Annotated in this window: 21 protein-coding genes and 1 pseudogene; 11 read left to right on the top strand and 11 right to left on the bottom strand. The window is 75.4% G+C overall.

From position 1 onward, the window contains the following. Window positions 1-134 precede the first annotated feature (134 nt). Window positions 135-2,192 (top strand): SWIM zinc finger family protein, encoded by a 2,058-nt coding sequence (locus ACGFZL_RS28790; protein WP_407078460.1) that lies wholly within the window; start codon window positions 135-137, stop codon window positions 2,190-2,192. Window positions 2,193-2,204: 12 nt separating this feature from the next. Here the strand turns inward: ACGFZL_RS28790 and ACGFZL_RS28785 are convergent, their stop codons facing one another. Next, the gene (locus ACGFZL_RS28785) at window positions 2,205-2,492 is read right to left on the bottom strand and encodes a DUF2316 family protein (protein ID WP_355175556.1); all 288 of its coding nucleotides are present in this window, start codon (window positions 2,490-2,492) and stop codon (window positions 2,205-2,207) included. Continuing rightward, on the bottom strand, window positions 2,489-3,400 hold the full coding sequence (locus tag ACGFZL_RS28780; RefSeq protein ID WP_393696069.1) for an aldo/keto reductase: 912 nt from the start codon (window positions 3,398-3,400) through the stop codon (window positions 2,489-2,491). The genes ACGFZL_RS28785 and ACGFZL_RS28780 overlap by 4 nt, the downstream gene beginning before the upstream one ends. 84 nt (window positions 3,401-3,484) lie before the next feature. On the opposite strand from ACGFZL_RS28780, the gene ACGFZL_RS28775 reads away from it, so the two are divergent. From ACGFZL_RS28775 to ACGFZL_RS28760, 4 genes and pseudogenes are all read left to right on the top strand, one after another. Then, entirely contained in the window at window positions 3,485-4,078 is a 594-nt protein-coding gene (locus ACGFZL_RS28775; RefSeq protein WP_393696067.1) for a TetR/AcrR family transcriptional regulator, read from the top strand. Between the two features lie 72 nt (window positions 4,079-4,150). Next, window positions 4,151-4,717 carry a DUF4383 domain-containing protein gene (locus ACGFZL_RS28770; RefSeq protein ID WP_393696065.1) on the top strand — a complete coding sequence of 189 codons (567 nt, stop codon included), beginning with the start codon at window positions 4,151-4,153 and terminating at the stop codon, window positions 4,715-4,717. 6 nt (window positions 4,718-4,723) lie between these two features. After that, a complete protein-coding gene (locus ACGFZL_RS28765) occupies window positions 4,724-5,395 on the top strand; it encodes an SDR family NAD(P)-dependent oxidoreductase (protein ID WP_393696063.1) in 672 nt (223 codons plus the stop codon). Then, window positions 5,388-6,151 (top strand): annotated as a pseudogene (locus ACGFZL_RS28760) (YqjF family protein). Before ACGFZL_RS28765 ends, ACGFZL_RS28760 begins: the two are co-directional and overlap by 8 nt. A gap of 22 nt (window positions 6,152-6,173) precedes the next feature. Here ACGFZL_RS28760 and ACGFZL_RS28755 read toward each other — a convergent pair. The 7 genes from ACGFZL_RS28755 to ACGFZL_RS28725 form a co-directional block, all read right to left on the bottom strand. Beyond that, window positions 6,174-6,356 (bottom strand): DUF6480 family protein, encoded by a 183-nt coding sequence (locus ACGFZL_RS28755; RefSeq protein WP_355175550.1) that lies wholly within the window; start codon window positions 6,354-6,356, stop codon window positions 6,174-6,176. Between the two features lie 2 nt (window positions 6,357-6,358). Further along, window positions 6,359-6,619, bottom strand: a complete 261-nt coding sequence (locus ACGFZL_RS28750; protein WP_393696061.1) for a hypothetical protein — start codon at window positions 6,617-6,619, stop codon at window positions 6,359-6,361. A 104-nt stretch (window positions 6,620-6,723) separates the two neighbouring features. After that, entirely contained in the window at window positions 6,724-7,293 is a 570-nt protein-coding gene (locus ACGFZL_RS28745; protein WP_355175548.1) for a sigma-70 family RNA polymerase sigma factor, read from the bottom strand. Window positions 7,294-7,473: 180 nt separating this feature from the next. Continuing rightward, entirely contained in the window at window positions 7,474-7,965 is a 492-nt protein-coding gene (locus ACGFZL_RS28740) for a DUF427 domain-containing protein (RefSeq protein ID WP_393696059.1), read from the bottom strand. A gap of 35 nt (window positions 7,966-8,000) precedes the next feature. Beyond that, window positions 8,001-8,315 (bottom strand): UBP-type zinc finger domain-containing protein, encoded by a 315-nt coding sequence (locus ACGFZL_RS28735; protein ID WP_393696057.1) that lies wholly within the window; start codon window positions 8,313-8,315, stop codon window positions 8,001-8,003. Between the two features lie 8 nt (window positions 8,316-8,323). After that, the gene (locus tag ACGFZL_RS28730) at window positions 8,324-8,737 is read right to left on the bottom strand and encodes a VOC family protein (RefSeq protein WP_355175546.1); all 414 of its coding nucleotides are present in this window, start codon (window positions 8,735-8,737) and stop codon (window positions 8,324-8,326) included. Between the two features lie 71 nt (window positions 8,738-8,808). Then, window positions 8,809-9,927, bottom strand: a complete 1,119-nt coding sequence (locus tag ACGFZL_RS28725) for a cobalamin-independent methionine synthase II family protein (RefSeq protein WP_355175545.1) — start codon at window positions 9,925-9,927, stop codon at window positions 8,809-8,811. Between the two features lie 172 nt (window positions 9,928-10,099). Between ACGFZL_RS28725 and ACGFZL_RS28720 the strand changes: the two genes are divergently transcribed. Then, window positions 10,100-11,560 carry an MFS transporter gene (locus ACGFZL_RS28720; RefSeq protein WP_393696054.1) on the top strand — a complete coding sequence of 487 codons (1,461 nt, stop codon included), beginning with the start codon at window positions 10,100-10,102 and terminating at the stop codon, window positions 11,558-11,560. 49 nt (window positions 11,561-11,609) lie between these two features. Here ACGFZL_RS28720 and ACGFZL_RS28715 read toward each other — a convergent pair whose 3' ends face one another. Further along, the gene (locus tag ACGFZL_RS28715; protein ID WP_393696052.1) at window positions 11,610-12,353 is read right to left on the bottom strand and encodes a hypothetical protein; all 744 of its coding nucleotides are present in this window, start codon (window positions 12,351-12,353) and stop codon (window positions 11,610-11,612) included. A 141-nt stretch (window positions 12,354-12,494) separates the two neighbouring features. Here ACGFZL_RS28715 and ACGFZL_RS28710 point away from each other — a divergent pair, with 141 nt between their 5' ends. The 3 genes from ACGFZL_RS28710 to ACGFZL_RS28700 all read left to right on the top strand — a co-directional run bounded on the left by ACGFZL_RS28710 (window position 12,495) and on the right by ACGFZL_RS28700 (window position 15,749). Further along, on the top strand, window positions 12,495-13,541 hold the full coding sequence (locus ACGFZL_RS28710; protein ID WP_393696122.1) for an iron chelate uptake ABC transporter family permease subunit: 1,047 nt from the start codon (window positions 12,495-12,497) through the stop codon (window positions 13,539-13,541). Further along, window positions 13,538-14,623 (top strand): FecCD family ABC transporter permease, encoded by a 1,086-nt coding sequence (locus tag ACGFZL_RS28705; protein WP_393696050.1) that lies wholly within the window; start codon window positions 13,538-13,540, stop codon window positions 14,621-14,623. The genes ACGFZL_RS28710 and ACGFZL_RS28705 overlap by 4 nt, the downstream gene beginning before the upstream one ends. A gap of 88 nt (window positions 14,624-14,711) precedes the next feature. Next, on the top strand, window positions 14,712-15,749 hold the full coding sequence (locus ACGFZL_RS28700; protein ID WP_393696048.1) for an ABC transporter substrate-binding protein: 1,038 nt from the start codon (window positions 14,712-14,714) through the stop codon (window positions 15,747-15,749). A gap of 78 nt (window positions 15,750-15,827) precedes the next feature. Here the strand turns inward: ACGFZL_RS28700 and ACGFZL_RS28695 are convergent, their stop codons facing one another. Beyond that, on the bottom strand, window positions 15,828-16,667 hold the full coding sequence (locus ACGFZL_RS28695) for a thioesterase II family protein (RefSeq protein ID WP_393696046.1): 840 nt from the start codon (window positions 16,665-16,667) through the stop codon (window positions 15,828-15,830). A gap of 249 nt (window positions 16,668-16,916) precedes the next feature. Here ACGFZL_RS28695 and ACGFZL_RS28690 point away from each other — a divergent pair, with 249 nt between their 5' ends. Continuing rightward, window positions 16,917-17,672: a helix-turn-helix domain-containing protein gene (locus ACGFZL_RS28690; RefSeq protein WP_355175538.1), complete on the top strand. Its 756-nt coding sequence runs from the start codon at window positions 16,917-16,919 to the stop codon at window positions 17,670-17,672. A gap of 612 nt (window positions 17,673-18,284) precedes the next feature. Then, window positions 18,285-19,715 (top strand): hypothetical protein, encoded by a 1,431-nt coding sequence (locus ACGFZL_RS28685; protein WP_393696043.1) that lies wholly within the window; start codon window positions 18,285-18,287, stop codon window positions 19,713-19,715. Window positions 19,716-19,774: the final 59 nt, after the last annotated feature.

Genomic DNA, 19,774 nt, shown 5'->3' with positions numbered 1-19,774 from the left:
CAGGGGAGGCTCCGGGCGGGGTGGCGGCGTCGGGTGCTGCCGGGCAGGGGAGCGAGCCGGCGGGGGTTGCCGGGGGGACGTCGGCACCGGAGGGGCAGTACGGCCGGCGCCCGGGTGACAGTGCGCGTGCGGCCCTGCGGGACGCCCGCGGGGGCGGGCGTGGGGCGGACACTCCGGACGGGGCGGACGCCGTGGCCCCGGCGGGGGACGGCGACCGGGGGAGCCGGCCCGGGGACGTGGCCCGCGAGGCCCTGCGGGCGGCCCGCCGGCAGGCCCGCGGTGAAGCCCCGGCCGAGCGCGCGGCCCCCGCCCGGCGCCGGGCTCCCCGCCCGCCGGGCCCCCCGCGCGACGAACACGAGGCCCGCGCCCGCGACCTGCGCCGCCTCCTGACGGACGGCTTCCGTCTGCCGGCGGACACGGAGGCCGAGCCGGCGGAGGACCATGCCTCGGGGACGGGCCGCGCGCCTGGAACCGAGCCTGCCTCTGGGGCGGGCCGCACCCCTGGATCGGGGGCTGCTCAGGGGACAGACCCCGCCTCTGAATCTGGGGCTGCCCCTGGGACTGGCCCCGCCTCTGGATCTGGGGCTGCCCGTGGGACAGGCCGCGCCTCTGAAACGGTCCGCGCATCTGGAACCGACCCCGCCCGGGGGCCGGGTTCCGCCCGTGAAGTCGGCCCCGCCTCGGAGACGGGCCCCGCCCAGGGGACGGGCTCCGCCCAGGGAGTCGACCCTGCCTCCGGGACAGGCGACGCCTCCGCGACGAACCCCGCCCCCGGGGCCGACGCCGCCTCAGTCGACAAGTCGCCTCGCACGGCTGCCCCGGGCGACGAAGCGCGCCCGGAGGCGCCCGGCGGGGCGTCGGAACCGTCGGCGTCGCGGGAAGCGAGGTCCCCGGAGGGCCGCTCCGCAGCGCCCCGGACCCCCCGTTCCATGGCCGCCCCCGACCGGGACGCCGAGCTGCGGCGCACCTTCCCCCCGTTCGCGCCCAGGGCGGCCGACGACGGGCGGTTCGCGGAGACCTGGTGGGGGAGTGCCTGGGTGACGGCGCTGGAGGAGGGGGCGCTGGACGCCGCGCGGCTGGTGCGGGGGCGGCGGTACGCCGAGGAGGGGCATGTCGACGCGATCACCGTGACACCCGGCCACGTCCTCGCCTACGTACGCGGCAGCCGCGCCCGCCCGTACCGCGTGCAGGTCCGCCTGCGCACCCTCGGCGAGGAGGGCTGGGAGCGGTTCCTGGACGCCGCCGCCGACCGCCCCGGACACATCGCCGCCCTTCTGGACGGGGAGCTGCCGCACGAACTGGCCGACTGCGGCGCCCCCCTGCTGCCCGGCCCCGGCGACCTCGCCCCGCAGTGCAGCTGCCCCGACTCCGGCCACCCCTGCAAACACGCCGCCGCCCTCTGCTACCAGACGGCCCGGCTCCTCGACGCCGACCCCTTCGTGCTGCTCCTGCTGCGCGGCCGGGGCGAACGCGGTCTCCTGGACGCGCTGTCCCGGCGCAGCGCCGCCCGCGCGGCCCGCGCCGCCCAGGACCGCGACCCGGCGCCCCTGCCCGGCGTACGGGCCGGCGAGGCGCTGGCCGCGCGCACCCTGCCACCGCTCCCGCCGCCCCGCCCTGCGCCCCCGCACCCGGAGCAGCCGCCGGCCTATCCGGCCGCGCCCGGCGGCCCCGACCCCTTCGCCCTCGACCAGCTCGCCACCGACGCCGCCGCCCGCGCCCACGCCCTGCTCACCACCGGACGGGACCCGGTCGGCGGGCTCACGCTGTGGCAGGACGCGGTCCGGCTGGCCGCCGCCCGCCCCGGCTCCGGACTCACCGCCGGCACCCGCGCCCTGTACGCCTCCCTCGCCACGGCCGCGCACCGCGAGCCGGCCGACCTGTCCCGCGCGGTGGCCGCCTGGCGGCAGGGCGGCGCGGAGGGCCTCGCGGTGCTGGAGGCGGCCTGGGACCCGCCCGCCGGACGCTTCGACCGCGCCCGCCCCCTGCTGCTCGCCGCCGACCTGCCCGCCTTCCGGCCCTGGCGCAACCGGCTCACCCACCCCCGCGGCCACAGCCAGCTCCGCCTCGGCCGCACCGGCCTCTGGTACGCCTACGAGTCCGAGCCCGGCCACGAGGACTGGTGGCCCCGCGGCACCCCCGACCTCGACCCGGTCGGCGCCCTGACCGGCCTCGGCGGCCCGGAAACCGCCTAGGGAAGACATCCCTCAGCGCCGCAAGCCGAACCACCCGCGGGCCCGTGCCCGGGCGCGATCGGTCAGCACCGTCCACGGCACCGGCTCGCGCCCCGCGTCCCGCACCGCCCGGTCGAGGAGATCGCGCAGCTGCCACACGTCGGCCGGGTCGGCCCCGCCGGCCACGTCGAGGGTGCGTCGCCGGCGGACCGGGTCGAAGCCGAGCGCCGCGGCGGCCTCCCGCTCGGTCAGCCCGGACAGCGCCAGATTGGCCCGCAGCTCCTCGCTCGTGCGCCGCCGCTCGGAGGGGTCGAGGCTCATTCGCCCAGCTCGATGTCACCGGTCCGCGTCGGCACGGCGTCCAGCGCGGCCAGCGTCGCGTCGTCGAGGGCGATCGTGCCCGCGGCGACGTTGGCCGCCAGGTGACCGGCGTCGGCGGTACCCGGGATGAGCAGGATGTTCGGGGCGTGGTGCAGCAGCCAGGCGAGGCCGACCTGGGCCGGGGTCACGTCCAGCGCGCGGGCCGCGTCCTGGACCGCCGGCTCCTCGGTCACCTTCGCCAGGCCGGGGAAGGCGCCGCCGAGCGGGAAGTACGGCACCCAGGCGATGGACTTGGCGAGGCAGAGCCGCAGCATCTCCTCGTCGTCGCGGGCCACCAGGCTGTAGGCGTTCTGCACGCAGGCGATGCCGGCCGGGAGCGCCCGGCGGAGCACGTCGAGGGAGACGCTGCTCAGCCCGATCGCCCCGATCTTGCCCTCGTCGCGGAGCGCGGTCATCACCGCCAGCTGGTCGTCGAGGTCCACCACCTGGTCGCCCTCGGCGCGCAGGCCGGGGCCGATGTCGGCGCGGCGCAGGTTCACCAGCGGGATCCGGTCGAGGCCCAGCGTGGCGAGGTTGGCCTCGACACCCTCGCGCAGCTCCTCGGGCCGCTGGGCGAGGCGCAGCGGGATGCGGCCCCCGGGGTTCGGGGCGGCGCCCACCTTGCTGACGATCAGGACGCCGTCCTCGGGGTGGATCGCCTCGCGGATCAGCTCGTTGACGAAGCCGTTCCCGTAGAACTGGGCGGTGTCGATGTGGTCGACGCCGAGGTCGACGGCCCGGCGCAGCAGAGCGACGCCGGCCGCGCGGTCCTCGCGCAGCCGCTCCAGTTGCATGGCGCCGTAGCCGACGCGGGAGACGGTGCGGCCGGCGAGCGTGCCGGTCGGGTCGGACGGGGTGATGGACGACATGGCTGTTCCGTCCTCGTGAGATGATGAGACAAACGGAGGAGCCTCCGTTAAATCGACTGTAGCACTACCGGAGGAGCCTCCGTTTTGACCGCGCCCACACCACCCGACCCCCCCGGGCGCCCGGCCCGAGCCGACGCCCGGCGCAACCGCGACAAGCTCCTCGCCGCGGCCCGGGACGCCTTCGCGGCCGCCGAGGGACCGGTCCCGCTCGAAGCCGTCGCCCGCGGCGCCGGCGTGGGCATCGGCACCCTCTACCGGCACTTCCCGACCCGGGAGGCCCTGGTGGAGGCCGTCTACGCCGCCGAACTCGACGAGGTCACCGCCAGCGCGCCCGCGCTGCTCGAACGGCTGCCGCCGGACGCCGCGCTGCGCGCCTGGACGGACCGCTACGCGGCGTTCGTGGCGACCAAGCGCGGCATGGCCGACGCCCTGCGAGCCGGCTGGGCCTCCGGCAGCATCGCCACCCCGGCCACCCGCGAACGCGTCACCGCCGCCCTCGCGACGCTGCTGGCGGCGGGCGCCGAGGCGGGCACGCTGCGCGCGGACACCGACCCGGAGGACGTCACCGTGCTGCTCCTCGGCGTCTTCCTCGCCACCGCCGCCGACGCCGACCGGGGCAGGACCGCCCGGCTGCTCGACCTCCTCGTGGACGCCCTGCGACCGACCGTTTCGCCGTAACTGCAACCTTCTCGGCCATTGCGGCGGAAATGTCCTCCGGAGGCGCACCCGGCGTACCGGAGAGGACGTGTCATGAGGCTGAGCGACGAACTGCCCGTGGACCACCGGCTGGCGACGGTCTACCGGTGGGGCGCCGGAGTGTGCGGCGCGATCCTGCTGGTCTTCGGCTGCCTGGGCTTCGCCGACCGGCTCAGCCCCTTCGACACCGCGGGCACCCAGCTCGCCGGCATGTCCACCAACGGGCTGCTGAGCCTGATCTCGGTCGTCTTCGGGCTGCTGCTGGTCGCCGGTGCGGTGATCGGCGGCAACGTCGCCTCGACGGTCAACCTGGTCGTCGGCACGCTCTTCCTGCTCAGCGGCTTCTACCACGTCTTCGTCCTGGACCGGCCGGCCAACTTCCTCGACTTCGGCATGCCGAACGTCGTCTTCACCTTCGTCATGGGACTGCTGATCTCGACCTTCGGGATGTACGGCCGGGTCTCGGGCAAGCTCCCGCACGACAACCCCTATTGGCGCCGGCGCCACCCCCGCGAGGCGGCGCGGGAGTCATGGGACGCGCGGCGCCGCGCCCGCACGCCGGTCGTGCTCGCCTCGCCGGAGGGCGCCCGCGCCCTCCCGGCCGACCGGTCCCGCCGCTGAGCCGCCATGGACCTCGACGGCGCGCGCGTCCTGCTGCCGGGAGCCACCGGCGCGATCGGCGGCGCCCTGGCCGAGCGGCTGCACGGCCGGGGCGCCCGCCTCGCGCTGGCCGGCCGGGACCCGGCCGCCCTGGCCCGCGCCACCGCGGCCTGCGGCTCCGCGCCCGGCCGCCGCTTCGACGCCTACGACCTGGACGGGTGCGCCCGCACCGTCGACTGGGCCGCGGAGCGGCTGGGCGGCCTGGACGCGGTGGTGGTGTGCGTCGGGGTCGCCGGGTTCGGCCCGGCGGGAGAGGTCGGTGACGCGGTCGCCGAGCACCTGTTCACGGTGAACGCCCTGGCCCCCATCGCGTTCCTGCGCGCCGGGCTCGCCGTCGTGCCGCCCGGCGGCGTCCTCGCCGCGGTGACCGGCGTCGTCGTGGACGCCGCCCCGGCCGGCATGGCCGACTACGCCGCCGCCAAGGCCGCGCTGGCCGCCTGGCTGGCCGCGGTGGGCAAGGAGCGGCGGCGGGCCGGGGTGGCCGTCCTCGACGTACGGCTGCCGCACACGGAGTCCGGCTTCGCGGACCGCGCCGTCGCCGGCACCGCGCCCGCCCTGCCTCCGGGGCGGTCCGTCGCCGAGGCGGCCGACACGCTGGTCGAGGCGCTCACGACGGCCCCCGGCCCCGGACATGCGTGAGCGTCCCAGGCCCCGGCGGGCGGAGCCGCTGACGCCGCTCGCGCCCCGCCCCCCGCGGCACGTCCTGTTCCGGCAGGAGTGGCGGGACGTGGTGTTCCTGCACTGGCCGGCCGACCCCTTCGAGGTCGCCCGGCTGCTGCCGCCCGGCACGGTCCCCGACCTGTTCCACGGCCGCACGTACGTGGGCCTGGTCTTCTTCCGCCTGGAGCGGCTCGCCCTGGGACCCGGCCCGGCGCTGCCGTACGTGGGCGCGTTCAACGAGGTCAACGTGCGGCTGTACAGCAGGGACGCGCTCGGGCGGCGCGGGGTGGTGTTCCGCTCCCTGGACTGCGACCGGCTGCTGCCCGTGCTGGCCGCGCGGCTCGGCCTCGGCTTGCCCTACCGCTGGTCGCGCACCACCCGCGCCTGGTACGGGCGGCGGCTGCTCTACCGGACCCGTGGCCGCGCCGAGGCGCGTCCCGGCGGGCGGGTCTGGCTCGACGTGGCGGACGAGGCCGTGGTGCCGAGCCCGCTGGAGGAGTCCTGACGTACCGGTGGGGGTTGCACGAGACCGCGCTCGGACGCCCGTACCTGCCCAACGCCCATCCGGCCTGGACCTTCCGCCGCTGCGACCTGCTGGGCTGGGAGGCGCCGCTGGTGGCGGCCGCCGGGCTCGCCCCGCCGGTCGAGGAGCCAGTCAGCGTGCTGTACGCGCCGGGCGTGTCCGTGCGCTTCGGTCCGCCCGCCCCGCTGCCGCCGGGACCCGGTCCGCGGTGACCGGCGGCAGCGGGGCGGGACGTCAGACGAGGTCGGCGACGCGGGCCACGAAGAACGCGGCGAAGATGAGGCAGCCGAGGACGATCAGGCCCAGCCACAGCCGCGGGTGCTCCCACACGCCGCCGTCCGGCCGTTCCTCGTGCGCCTCCGCGATCGACCCCTCCACGGGCGGGGTCTCGCCGGGCGGCTGGAGTGACTCGGCCATGGTCACACCTCGGTCAGCCGGTCGGCGCCCGGCGCGGACGCGGACCAGCGCTCGCGGTCCTCGTAGTTGGCCAGGGCGAGACCGAGGGCGAAGAAGGTCGGGGCCCACTCGCCGACGAAGATGCCCCAGCGGTCGGCCCGCTCCAGGTCCTCGGCCCTGGTGGAGGTCAGCCAGGACACCAGCGACAGCCCGATGGAGGCGGTCGCGGCCAGGTAGGCGTGCTCGCTCTTGACGCCGGAGTCGTGCAGCTTCTTGACGATCATGGTGTCTCCCGTCGAGGTGAACCGTGCGCTGTCCGTCCTTGCGTACCCAGTCATTCGGGACATAAGGGATATATGGATGCGCGCCCCCGAGGGGCGGTGGGGCTCTAGGCGACGGAGGCGAGCAGTTCGCCGTCCCGCAGGCGGCGGCCGAGGCGGTGCAGGCCGCGGCGGGCGTGGCTCTTGACCGTACCCAGCGGCCAGCCGGTCACCTGGGAGATCTGCGCCTGCGTGAGGTCCTCGTAGAAGGCGAGGCTGAGCACCGTGCGCTGCGGCTCGGTCAGCTCCGCCAGCGACTGGCCGACCACCACGCGGTCCAGGACGGCCTGCGGGTCCGAGGTCCGCCGCCGCTCGTCCAGGGCGAGCAGCGAGCCGGCCGTGGCCACCAGCTCGGTGCGCCGGGTGCGGGCCTCCAGAGCGTCGGCGATCTTGCGCCGGGTGATGCCGACCAGCCACGCCGACAGGGTGCCGCGCTCCGGGCGGAAGCCGGCCCGGCCGCGCCACGCCGCCAGGAAGACGGTCTGCGCGACGTCCTCCGCCTCCCCGCTGTCGCCCAGGACGCGGCGGGCGAGCGTGTAGACCAGGGAGCCCCAGGCCCGGTAGACCTCGGCGAGGGCGTACTCGTCGCCGGAGACGAAGCGGTCGTTGAGGTCGGCGTCGGGCTGCGTTGCTGTCATGGTCGGCCACTCCCGTACGGACGGAGACGCGGCCCGCGACGCGCGCGGATCGCCGACGGCCAGCTCTGACTGCACCGTCCGTATCAGGCTCGCGGGAAAACGAGGCAGGGACAACTCGCATCGTTCGTGCGTCGTTTCCTTCCGGGCGTCGTCCCCCGCATCCCGCCCCACCTGCCGAGCTCACCAGCCGAGCGTCCCCGGACCGCCCTTGAAGGGCCCGCGCACCTCCCCGGTGATCCACCCGCCGTAGAAGTCGCCCTCCTGCGACCGCACCTCCTCGCCGGCCACGGTGCAGCGGTCCATCCGGCCGGGGTAGAAGGCGAAGTGCCCGGTCAGCAGGGTGTAGCCGGGCTCGGGATCGGGGTAGCCCCAGGCGGCGCCGGGGCGTACGTCGTCGCCCACCACCACGTCCCAGTACCGGGCCCGGCCCTTCCACTCGCACCAGCTCCGCCCGCCGGCGACGGCGCGCAGCAGGTCGGTGCGGACGTCCTCGGGAGGGAGGTAGAAGACCGGCGGGTGGCTGGTCTCCAGCACCCGCAGCGCCCTTCGGGTCTCGGCCACGACCTGGCCGGCGCATTCGACGCGCACGAGCCGGTCGTCCGCCCGTACGGCGGGCGGCCGAGGGTAGTCCCAGACGGACTCGGGCTCCCGGGGTCCTGCGGACGACGGCATGACGCCTCCTCGCATCGATTCACGGACCGCGCGCCTCACCGCGGATCCAGGTACACCTCGTCCACGTAGCACCAGGCCCACGCCTCGCCCGGCGCCAGGGCAGTGGCCAGCGGGTGGCCGGTGGACTCGTGGTGGGCGGTGGCGTGGCCACCGGGGGAGCTGTCGCCGCAGCCCACGTGGCCGCAGGTCAGGCAGAGCAGCAGCCCGCTGCCGGTCCGGCCGCGCGCCGCACACGCCGGACAGTCCTCGCTCAGCGGCTCCGGCGCCGGCTCCGGACCGGCCGTCCGCGCGTGCGGACAGGCCCGCCCCTCCGGCCGACCGCCGTCGGGCCGGGGCACCCAGCCGGTCACCGCGGGCCTCACCAGGACCGCCCGGGCCGATGGGTCCCCACGCTCCACTCGTGGCCCTCCGGGTCGAGGACCCGGGCCCGGCGGCTGCCCCAGGAGGTGTCCTCCGGCGCGATGACCTCGCGCGCCCCGGCCCGCACGGCCCGTGCGTGCCAGTCGTCGACGTCGGCCGCCTCCGGCAGCCACAGGTACAGGCCGCCGCCGCTGCTGACGCCCCGCAGCGGCGGCACCACGTAGTCGGCGTCCGCGCTCGCGACCATCAGGGCGACCTCACCGGCCCGCACCTCGGCGTGCAGCACACCGCCGTCCGGCCCGTCCTGGCGCACGGTCGTCTCGAACCCGACCGCCCCGAGCCACTCCAGGGCCGCGGCCGCGTCGCGGTAACTCAGGTACGCGTGCAGCCGCACTCCCGCTCCGTCCGACATGGCGTCCTCCTCCGCCGGCCCCGTTCCCTCGCCCTCCCTTCCTCCGGAGCCGGCCGGCGGGATGCGGATCGCTAGCCCCGCAACGCCGCCGCCGTCTCCGCCACCCGGAACAGCTTCGCCGCCTGGGCCGCCGGGGTGACGTGGTTGGCGCCCGCCGCCACCGAGGCGAAGCCGCACTGCGGGGAGACGCCGATGCGCTCCCGGTCCACGTGGCGGGCCGCCTCGTCCACCCGGGCGAGCAGGGCGTCCAGCGGCTCCAGGTCCTCGCGCTTGGTGGAGACCAGGCCGAGGACCACGCGCTTGTCCTCGGGCAGCGCGGCCAGCGGGGCGAAGCCACCGGAGCGCTCGTCGTCGAACTCCAGCAGGTACGTGTCGACGTGCGGCGTGCGCGCGAAGATGCGCTCGGCCAGCCAGTCGTAGCCGCCCGAAGCCGCCCACATGGAGCGGAAGTTGCCCTTGCACAGGTGCAGGGAGACCGTCACCCCGGGCACCGCCGCCAGCGAGTCGATCAGCGCGCAGCCCTCCGCGAGGGTGCGCTCCACCGAGATGCCCAGCGCCTCGCGCTGCCGGCGCTGCTCCTCGTCCACCAGGATCGCCATGTCCGGCGCGTCGATCTGCACCCGGGTACAGCCCAGGGCGGCCAGCTCCTCGATCTGGCGGCGCAGCAGGTCGGTCCACGCGCCGAACAGGTCGAAGGGGTCCGGGTAGACCGGCGCGGTGCGCTCGGCCGACCAGAAGGCGTACAGCATCAGCGGGCTCGGCACGGTGACCTTCACGGGGCGGTCGGTGCGCCCGCGCAGGTACACGTACTCCTCGGCGCCGATGTTCCGGCCGGCCGTGACGGGTTCCACCACGGCGATCGGGTTGTCCACGGCGTACGTGCCGCCCGCCTCCGCCGGCGCCTCCGCCTCGATCGGCGCCTCGTGCCCGAGCGCCCCCGGCACGGTGGCCAGCAGGTGGTCCATGAAGGAGGTCCGCCGCATCTCGCCGTCGTTCACGACGTCCAGGCCGGCCGCCTCCTGCAGGCGCAGCGCCTCGTCCACCGCGCGGTCCTCGGCGGCCTTCAGTGCGGTCACCGGTATCCGGCCGGCCCGGAAGTCGCGCTGGGCCGAGACCAGCGGGGCCGGGCGGAGGAGGGAGCCGATCGCCTGGCCTCTGACGGTGTCGGCAGTCGGGGTGTTCGTGCTCAAGAGCCTTGTACCTCCGTGTCGTTGGCGCTGCGGCCATCGGGCGTCACGGATCGAGCTTAGTGGACCCTTGCTTGTTAATGACAGGGTGTTGCAAACTAAAGAGGTGCCGCCCCGGGACAGTCCCCCGCTCCCCGGGGCGACACCCCATTCATCCCGCACGAGGTGACTTCACATGACCGAAGGTTCGTCCCCGCCCCGCTCCACAGGGCCGCTGCTGACCGCGCTGTGCGTGGCGGGCATGCTCGCCGCGACGATGCAGACGGCGGTGATCCCGATCCTGGGCCGGATCGGCGAGCAGACCGGCGCCGGCGACACCGCCGTCAGCTGGATCGTCACGGCCAACCTGCTCTCCTCCGCGGTGTCCACGCCGCTCTTCGGGCGCCTCGGCGACCTCCGCGGGAAGCGCAACGCCATCCAGGTCTGCCTGGCGCTGATGCTGGCCGGCAGCGTGCTCGCCGCGATCACCACCTCGCTGCCCCTGCTGATCGTCGCCCGGGTCCTCCAGGGCGCGGTCACCGGCGTGTTCCCGCTGGCGCTGAGCGTGGCCCGGGACGCGGTGGCGAAGGAGAAGCTCACCGGGGCCATGGCGCTGATCAGCGCGACGCTCTCCGTCGGCGGCAGCCTCGGCCTCGTCGCCGCCGGCGTCCTCGCCTCCGGGAACTCCGACTACCGCAACGTCTTCTGGCTGGCCTCCGCCGTCGGGGTGCTCGCGATCGCCGCCGTGGCCGCCTGGGTGCCGGGCGGCGGGGCCGAGCACGGGCGGGGGAGCGTGGACTGGCCCGGCGCCGGCCTGCTCGGCGGGGCGCTGGTGCTCGTGCTGCTCCCGCTCTCCCAGGGCGACAGCTGGGGCTGGGGCTCGCCCGCGACCATCACCCTCTTCGTACTCTCGCCCTTCGCCTTCCTCGTCTGGGTGCTGGTCGAACGCCGCGCGGCGGCCCCGCTGGTGGACGTCGGCATGCTGACGCACCGCACCTTCGCGCTGACCAACGTGGGTGCCGTGCTGATGGGCTTCGCGATGTTCGGGCTCTACCTCGGCACGTCGATGTTCGTGCAGATGCCCACCGGCCGCGCCGGCTACGGCTTCTCCGCGTCCGTGCTGTCCGCCGCGACCGTCTACCTGCTGCCGCCCGCCCTGATCAGCCTGGTCGCCGCGCCGATGGGCGGCATCCTGGTCAAGCGGTTCTCCGGGCGCACCGGCCTCGCGGTGGCGGGCTCGGCGGCCCTGGTCGGCTTCGGCTCGCTGACGCTGTGGCACGGCTCGACGGCCGCCGTCATCACCGGCGTCGTGATCGCCGGCGGCGCGCTGAGCCTCGCCTACGCGGCGATGCCGGCGCTCGTGGTGCAGTCGGTCCCGCTGAGCCGTACCGGCATCGCCAACAGCATCAACTCCATCGGCCGCTCGGTCGGCGCCTCCGCGGCGGGCGCGGTGGTCGCCGCCGTGCTCGCCGCGACCACGAAGGACTCCACGGGGCTGCCGGGGGAGAGCGGGTTCGTCTGGGTCTTCGGCCTCTCCGCCGGGGCCGGGGCGCTGACCGCCCTGGGCGCCCTGCTGATCTCCCGCACGCCCCCGCGGCCCGGCCCGGCCGCCCCGAGCGGCACGACGCCCCGGGTCGAGGAGCGCCGGCCGGTGTGACGGCGGCGGGGCCCCGTTCCCGAGTCCGGGCGGGGCCCCGCCGGCCGCGTCACTCCGGGATCTCCGTGGTCTCCGGGGTCTCCGTGGTCTCTGGGGTCTCCGTGGTCTCCGGCATCTCCCGGATCTGCGCCGCGATGCCGAGCACGCCCAGGACCTCGCCCACCGCGCCGATCGCCGACGCGGTGTGCTCCGGGGTGTCGTCCGGATGCCCCAGGGCGAGCACGCACACCCGCCTGCTCGCCGCGCTCACCTGGTGCTCCGCCGAGTCCGTGTCCCGCTTGCCGAGCCAGGCCATCGGCGCGAACTCCCCGCCGGGTGACCGCAGTCCGTAGGTGAGGTCGCCGGCGGGGACGGGGCGCGAGCGGGACGAGAAGGCGGGCACGATGCGCTCGCCGCCGGGCGAGCGGCGTACGAGGAGCGACGACCCGTCGGGCACGCCGGTCAGGTCGTGCAGGCCGATGCCGCCGCCGAGGGCGACCGAGGCGAGGGTGACGGCGTCGATCACCCCGCCGTGCCCCGACCACTCCCGCCCGGCCACCAGCTCGCGCAGCCGCTCCCCGGCCGGCGTCGTGCCGGGATGACCGAGGGCCGCCATCAGCTTGCGGTACCCGGTCACCGAGTCCTCCCGGGGCAGCCGCGCCAGCAGGCCGGCCGCCTCCTCGGCGCCCAGGACGGGCTCGGTCGGCGGACCGGCGGCGGACAGCATCCAGCCGCGCACGTGCCGCAGTCCCAGGGCGCGGGCGTCCGGCGCGACGGCGAGTCGCGGGGTGTCGGTCGGGGGGTGGGTGGTCACCGGCGGACCCCTCCTATCGAGACATGGTGTCATTTACGAGTTAGCGCTACCTTAGTCGCCTGCGAGGGGGCCCACTTGGAGACCGTCGACACCGGCCGCGCGTCCGCGGAGACGGAGGCCCGCCGACGCGGCGCGGAGGTCCTGGAGGACCCCTCCGCCGCACCGCGCCGCCCGGGCCCCGACCCCGCGCGCCGCCGCCGGCTGCGCGTCCTCGCCCTGGCGCTCGGCATCGCGCTGGTCCTGCTCGTCGCCCTCGCCTCCCTGCTGGTGGGCGCCAAGTCGGTCGGCCCGCACGCCGCCTGGGACGCGCTCGCCGGCCGGCCCGGCACGGCCGACGCGCGGTTCGTCCGCGCCATGCGGCTGCCGCGCACCGGCCTGGGCCTCGCCGCGGGCGGGGCGCTGGGCCTGGCGGGCGCCCTGATGCAGGCGCTCACCCGCAACCCGCTGGCCGACCCCGGCATTCTCGGCGTCAACGCGGGCGCCGCCGCCGCGGTCGTCGTCGCCATCGGCTTCGCCGGCCTGACCACCTTCACCGGCTACGTCTGGTTCGCGCTGGCCGGCGCCGCCGCCGTGACCGGCCTCGTGCACCTCATCGGCGCCGCGGGCGCGGGCGGGGCCACCCCGGCCCGCCTCGTGCTGGCCGGCACCGCCGTCGCCGCCGCGCTCACCGCGCTGACCTCGACCGTCCTGCTGATGCGCCCGGACGTCTTCGACGCCTTCCGCTTCTGGACCGTCGGCTCGCTCGCCGGCCGCGACGCCGGGACGCTGTGGCAGGTGCTGCCGTTCCTCGCCGCCGGGGTGCTGCTGGCCGGCGTCTCGGCCGGGCCGCTGGACGTCATGGCGATCGGCGACGAGGGCGCCGCGGCGCTCGGCGCCCGGGTGCGCGTCACCCGGCTGCTGGTCGTCGTGGCCGTCACCCTGCTGTGCGGCGCCGTCACCGCGGCCGTCGGCCCCGTCGCCTTCGTCGGCCTGGCCGTCCCGCACCTCGCGCGGGCCGTCGCCGGACCCGACCACCGCTGGATCTTCGCCCACGCCACCGTCCTGGGCGCCCTGCTGTTGCTCGGCGCCGACGTGCTGGGCCGCGCCGTCGCCCGCCCCGCGGAGCTGGAGGTCGGCATCGTCACCGCGTTCCTCGGCGCGCCCGCGCTCATCGCCCTGACGCGCCGGCCCCGGCGGAGGCGGTCATGACCGCGCCCACCTCCACGGCGCCGCGCACAGCGCGCTGGGGCCGCACACCGGGCCGGACGGGCCGCGTCCTGCGCCTCGCCGGGGCCTCGCTGCGGCTGCGGCCCCGCCCGCTCGCCGTCTCGCTCGGCCTGCTGGCCCTGGCCGCGGCGGCCTTCGCCGCCGGCTGCGCCACCGGCGACTTCCCGCTGCCCCTCACCGAGGTCCTGCGCGTGCTCGCCGGGGGCGGCGACGCGGGGAACCGGTTCATCGTCCTGACCCTGCGCGTCCCGCGCGGCCTGGACGGGCTCCTGGTCGGGGCGGCGCTCGGCGCGTCCGGCGCGCTCTTCCAGTCCGTCACCCGCAACCCGCTGGGCAGCCCGGACATCGTGGGCTTCGGCAACGGCGCCGCGACCGGCGCGCTGCTGTCCCTGCTGTGGTGGCGGGGCGGCCCGCTGGAGACCTCCCTCGCCGCCTTCGCCGGCGGCCTCGCCGTCGCGTGCCTCGTCTACGCGGTCTGCCGGCGGGACGGGCTGCAGGGGCATCGGCTGATCATCGTGGGCATCGGCGTCTCCGCGATGGCGTACGCCTTCAACGCCTGGCTGCTGAGCCGGGCCAGGCTCCAGGACGCGGAGAGCGCGCAGCTCTGGCTCACCGGCACGCTCAACGGCCGGAGCTGGGAGCATGTGCGCCCGGTCGCGATCGGCCTCCTGGTGCTGCTGCCCGCCGCGCTGGCGCAGAGCCGCCGGATCGGCGTCCTCGGCCTCGGCGACGAGACGGCCCGGGCCCTCGGCGTGTCCCCGGTGCGCGCCCGGGTGCTCGCGCTGGCCACCGGCGTGGCCCTGGTGGGCGTGGCGACCGCCTCCGCCGGGCCCATCGCCTTCGTCGCCCTGGCCGCGCCGCAGATCGCCCGCCGCCTGACCCGCGACCCCGGCCCCGGCATCGCCGCCTCCGCGCTGACCGGGGCGGTGCTGCTCCAGGGCGCCGACGTGACGGCCCAGTGGGTGGTGCCCTCGGTCGAGGTGCCCGCCGGGCTGGCCACCGGCCTGTCCGGTGGCGCCTACCTGGCCTGGCTGCTCGCCCGCCGCCGCACCCGCGCCACGTGATCTCGGTAGAGCTTATTAGGTGAGCCTTGCCTATTAACGACAGCCTGTCTTAAAGTGGCGGCGCACTGAAGGACAGGGAGGGGCAGGAATGATGGACGGAATGCGGCGTTCGGCACTACCGCGCCGAGGGGGTGCGCTGCTGGCGACGGGCATCCTGTGCCTGGGGCTGGCTTCGTGCGGCTCGTCCGATGACGACGACAAGGACGCGGGGTCGGCCGACGCCACCAAGTCCGCCCCGTCCGGGGACGGCGGTGGCGCCTTCCCCGTCGTCATCCAGCACTCGCAGGGCAAGGCCGAGCTGAAGTCCGCCCCTCGGCGCGTGGTCGCACTGAGCGCGATGGACGTCGACGCCGTGCTCTCCCTCGGCGTCGAGCCGGTCGGGGCCGCGAAGGACCCGTTCGGCAAGGACGGCGTGAGCCCCTGGCTGGCCGGCAAGCTGGACGGGGACACCAAGCTGATCAACACGGTGCCGGACGTGTCCTTCGAGGAGATCGCCGCGCTCAAGCCCGACCTGATCCTGGCCACCGGCGACTACGGCATCGCCAAGAACTACGCCCGGCTCAGCCAGATCGCCCCCACCCTCGCGCCCACGAAGACGGCCGCGGAGGACTCCTGGCAGAGCCGCGAGGAGCGGGTCGGCCAGGCGCTCGGGAAGCCGGCGGAGGCCAAGAAGGCCGTGGCCGACACCGAGCAGCAGATCGCGGCGACGGCGGAGCGCTACCCGAAGCTCAAGGGGAAGACCTTCTCCGCCTCCTACGCCTACTCGGCCACCCAGATCGCCACGATCACCTCGCCGGACGACTTCGCGGTCAAGTTCCTGCAGTCGCTCGGCCTCGAGGTGACACCGACCCTCAAGGGCACGGAGAAGTCGGCCACGCAGAAGCAGCCGGGACTGCTCAGTCCGGAGCTGGCCGACCGGCTCGCCTCCGACCTCACGGTGATCGGCTTCGTGTCACCGCAGGTGCGCACCTCCCTGGAGAAGGGTCCCTCGTTCGCGAAGGTCAAGTCCACCGGCGCCTACACCCCGGTGGACAACGCGACCATCACGGAACTGCGCAACCCGTCGATCCTCGGCATCCCGTGGCTCCTCGAGGAACTGACGCCTTCCTTCAAAGCCGTGAAGTGATACGGGCCCCCCGGTGCCGCCGACCGTTCAACGGCCGACGGCACCGGGCGGCGTCTTCGTGTGGCGCCGCCGGGGGCTTCACCTGGCGGAGTCGTCGGCCGACGCGACCGGCCGGCCCCGCGCGGCCGACTCCCGCAACCGCCGCGCGACCGTGGCGGCCACCTCGGCCAGCCGTGGGACCAGGTAGAAGTGGCCGCCGGGCAGCCGGTGATGGGCGAAGTCGCCCGTCGTGGCATCGGCCCAGCGGGCCGCGGCGGCCGGTTCCACCGACGGGTCGTCGTCGCCGGTCAGCACCGTGACGTCCACGTCGAGGGGCGGGGACACCGGCGTCGGCCGGTGGGTCTCCGCCATGCGGTAGTCGCCCCGCAGGACCGGCTCGGACAGCTCCCACAGCTCCGCGTCCTCGAACACGGCGGCGTCGGTGCCGCCGTGCCGTCGCATGACCGCCGCGAACTCCGCGTCGGGCAGCGTGTGGACCAGCCCGGGGCGCGGGTGGTGCGGCGCCTGCCGGGCGGAGACGAAGAGGTGGACGACCTGCCGCGCGGCGGCCGGGTCCCCCCGCTCCAGGCGGCGCAGGACCTCGTAGCCGACCGTGGCCCCCATGCTGTGGCCGAAGACACCCGTGGGCCGGTCGAGCAGCGGGAGGATTCCGGCGGTGGCCCGTTCCGCGACCTCGTCGAGGTGGCGCGGCAGCGGTTCCGTCGCGCGCCGTTCGCGCCCGGGATACTGCACGGCCCACACCTCGACGTCGCCCGGCAGGGCGGCCGGCCAGTCGCGGAAGAATCCCGACGCGCCGCCGGCGTGCGGCAGCAGGACCAGACGCCGGGCGGCGTCCGGGCGGGACTCGAGGCAGCGCAGCCAGGGCGCCGCGCCCGTCACGAGCGTCGGGCGCTCGACCGTACGGGTCCGCCGGAACATCGATGCAGTGCTGCGCGGTCCATGAGCTGGTCCCCCTAGCTAGATCCGTGGAGCCGGTCTGCAGAGCTCATTGTCGCTGACACGTCGAGAGCGGGTCGTGGCAGGTCCGAACCGCAATCGGCAACAACCTAGCACGGGTACCCTAAGTTGTTAGCGACTAGTTGTCACTAAGTGGCCGGAACCTTTCGTCGCGAGTCCTGACGGGTCCCGGGTTGCCGCCCCCGGCGGGCCCTCGGGGACAATGGTCACATGTCCCGTCCCCCCGCCGACCCGCAGCGCCCGCAGGCCGATCCGCAGGCCGACCCGCAGCGTCCGCACGCCGAGCTGAGCGCCCGGCTGCGCGTCCCCAAGCTCGGCCGCCCGCCCCAGATCGGGCGGAAATCGATCGTCGAGGCCGCCGTCGCCGCCGGCTTCGAGGACCTGAGCATGAGCTCGGTCGCGCGGGAGCTGGGCGTGAAGCACTCCACGCTCTACCGCTACTTCCCGCACAAGGAGGCGCTGCTGGCCGCCGCCGCCGACCACGTGGTGGCGACGATGGACTGGCCGGCCGCCTGCCCGGGCTGGCGCCCCTACCTGCGCGCCCTCGCCCGCACCACCTTCCGCATGTTCGACGCCCACCCGGGCCTCGCCCCGCACGTCGCGGCGCTGCGCGGCGGCCTCGTGGAGTACGCCAGGCAGGGCGCGCGGGCCGCCGCGGCGCTGGTCGAGACCGGCATGGACCCGGAGTCCGCCGTGCTCGCCCAGGACCTGGTCAACGAGCAGGTGCTGCTCTACTTCCTGGCCGGCCAGCGCAGCGGGCAGCCGGTCACCGGGGTGGACGAGACGGCCGAACTGCGCCGCCGGATGCTGGACGACATCCGCGACGAACGTCCCGGCCCGGTGGCCGACGCCTTCGAGCGCGTGGTCGCCGGCCGCCCCGAGGACTGGCTGCACCGCAAGATCGAGGCCATCCTCGACGGCATCGCCGCCTCCTTCCCGCTGACCGGAAACCACCCCTCGGCCTAGGCCCTGTCGTCACATGCCCGTCTGCCCCGCGACGCCATGCACGTACTCTCGCCGCACCGGGCCCTGACCCGAGTACATCCAGTACGAGGGTCAGGGCCCGGCACGGCGAGAGCACGCACCTGACGCCGCGAGGCCGCCCTTCGGGCGACGACGGGCATGTGACGACAGGGCCTGGCAAACACGCCCGTCCCGGCGGCGGCGGGAAATCGTCGGGCCGGGCGAGCCTTGCGTTCATGTTTTGGATCTGCATATGCTTCCGGCGGTCGGTTGGTCACCCGCCGCTATCGATGGGTGACGAACCGGATTCCGCGTTTCCTCGCATACGGCAGGTATTGCGAGACGGCGCTCTGCACGGTCGTGCCCACACGGCCGTTTTTCACCGGCGTTTCCCGGTGACGCCGCGCGTGCTCACACGCGTTCACCGAGGATTCACCGCATTCCCGAACACGGCCGCTCCACGCGGTCGTCGCCCGCAGGCTTCCGGACCCACCCGGTGGCGCGCCGGCGCGCGGTCGCCCAGCCGCGCCTCCCGGCGGCCGTCGGTCCGTCTGCCTCTGTCTGTTCAGCGCTGCCACCGTCCACAGCACCTGAAGGTCAGTGAAAGGCCCCGTCATGCCCGAGAAGTCCACCACCCCCACGATCACCGCCCTCCTGGACGAGCTCGCCGCCGACCCGAACGCCGTGCTCAAGGCGTACGCGGCCAACACCGCCTTCCGCGCGGCCACCGCGGAGGAGCTGACCAACCCGGACAACCCCTTCCGCCGCCCCGTCCGCCCCGCCGACCTCGCCTGGCTCGACTACGCGCCGGTCCTCCCCGAGGAGCGGCAGCTCCTGCTCAGCGGACTCCTCGGCCACCGCATGCTGCGCAACGTCTACGACGCCGAGAACGCCCTGCTGCCGCCGCGGGCCAACGACCCCGCCGGCGCCGACGGCGCGCGCTTCCACTCGCCCGAGAACCGCCTGCTCGGCGCCCTGGCCCGACCCGTCCTGGAGAACCACCTGTTCGGGTACCTGGACGAGGGCCGCGAGGAACTCGCCGAGCCCACCGCCGACGCCGTGAAGAGCCTGGTGCGGGAGTACAGCGAGCGCCGCGCCGCCGAGCCGCACGCCGCCTTCGCCACCGCCGCGGGCCGCAAGGACGCCCAGAGCGCCGCCACCTTCCTGCTCATCCAGACCGGCGTCTTCCTCCCCGCGAGCCACAGCGCCGTCGGCCGCGCGGCGCTCGCCGAGACCGCGCTGGCCCACCCCGGCCTCAAGTCGGCCCTCGGCGACATCTGGCGCGCCTGGGCGCTGGCCGCCCCCGAGTACCACGCCATGTTCCAGGGCGCGGGGCTGACCAGCTCGCCCGCCGCCTACTGGCAGTTCTCCCTCGGCACCTCCCTCGCCCGCGGCAACCACCTGCTCCACCTGGCGCTGGCCGGCGACCGGCTGCCCGAGTTCCTCGGCGCCGCCACCCACTTCCTCATCGACCTGGCCGCGTCCGCCGCGCCCCTGCGCGACGCGCTCCGGCAGTCGCTCGACCTGCGCGCCGCCTACTTCGGCACCATCGAGCCGCTCACCCCCGACCAGGCCGCCGCGCTGGTCGACACCTTCCTCGGCCCGCTCCCGGAGCGCTTCGGACCCGGCGTCGTGGCCGCCTTCCACCGGGGCTTCACCGACGCCGCGCGCATCGCCGGCCGCTGGGACCGCGACCTGACCGAGCAACTGGTGTGGGCCGACCGGATCGAGGACTACAAGACGGCCGCCGAGGGAATCCAGCACAAGCTGGTCACCGAGAAGATCACCGTGGACCTGGACACCTTCGTGGAGAGCCACGAGGAGACCTCCACCACGCACGTCCACGACGAGCACCGCCTCGTCATGGTGGAGAGCGGCCAGATGCACTTCTGGAACAACGTCACGCACCGCATCGCGCTCTCCGAGGGCGACAAGCTGCTCATCCCCACCTCCCGGCTGCACGGCTCCGTGGTCCTCTCCGGCACCTGCGTCTACCACCAGCCGATCATTCCCGAGGAGATGTTCCGGGAATTCGTCGCCGACTGACCGCACTCCCGCACTCCCACCCTTTTCCCGACCAATTTTCACGTGAGAGCGGAGTGAGG

This window comes from Streptomyces sp. NPDC048182 (genome assembly GCF_043202555.1).
Classification (GTDB): Bacteria; Actinomycetota; Actinomycetes; order Streptomycetales; family Streptomycetaceae; genus Streptomyces.
The sequence above is the reverse complement of the archived record's forward strand: the minus strand, read 5'-3'. Positions and strand labels throughout refer to the sequence as shown.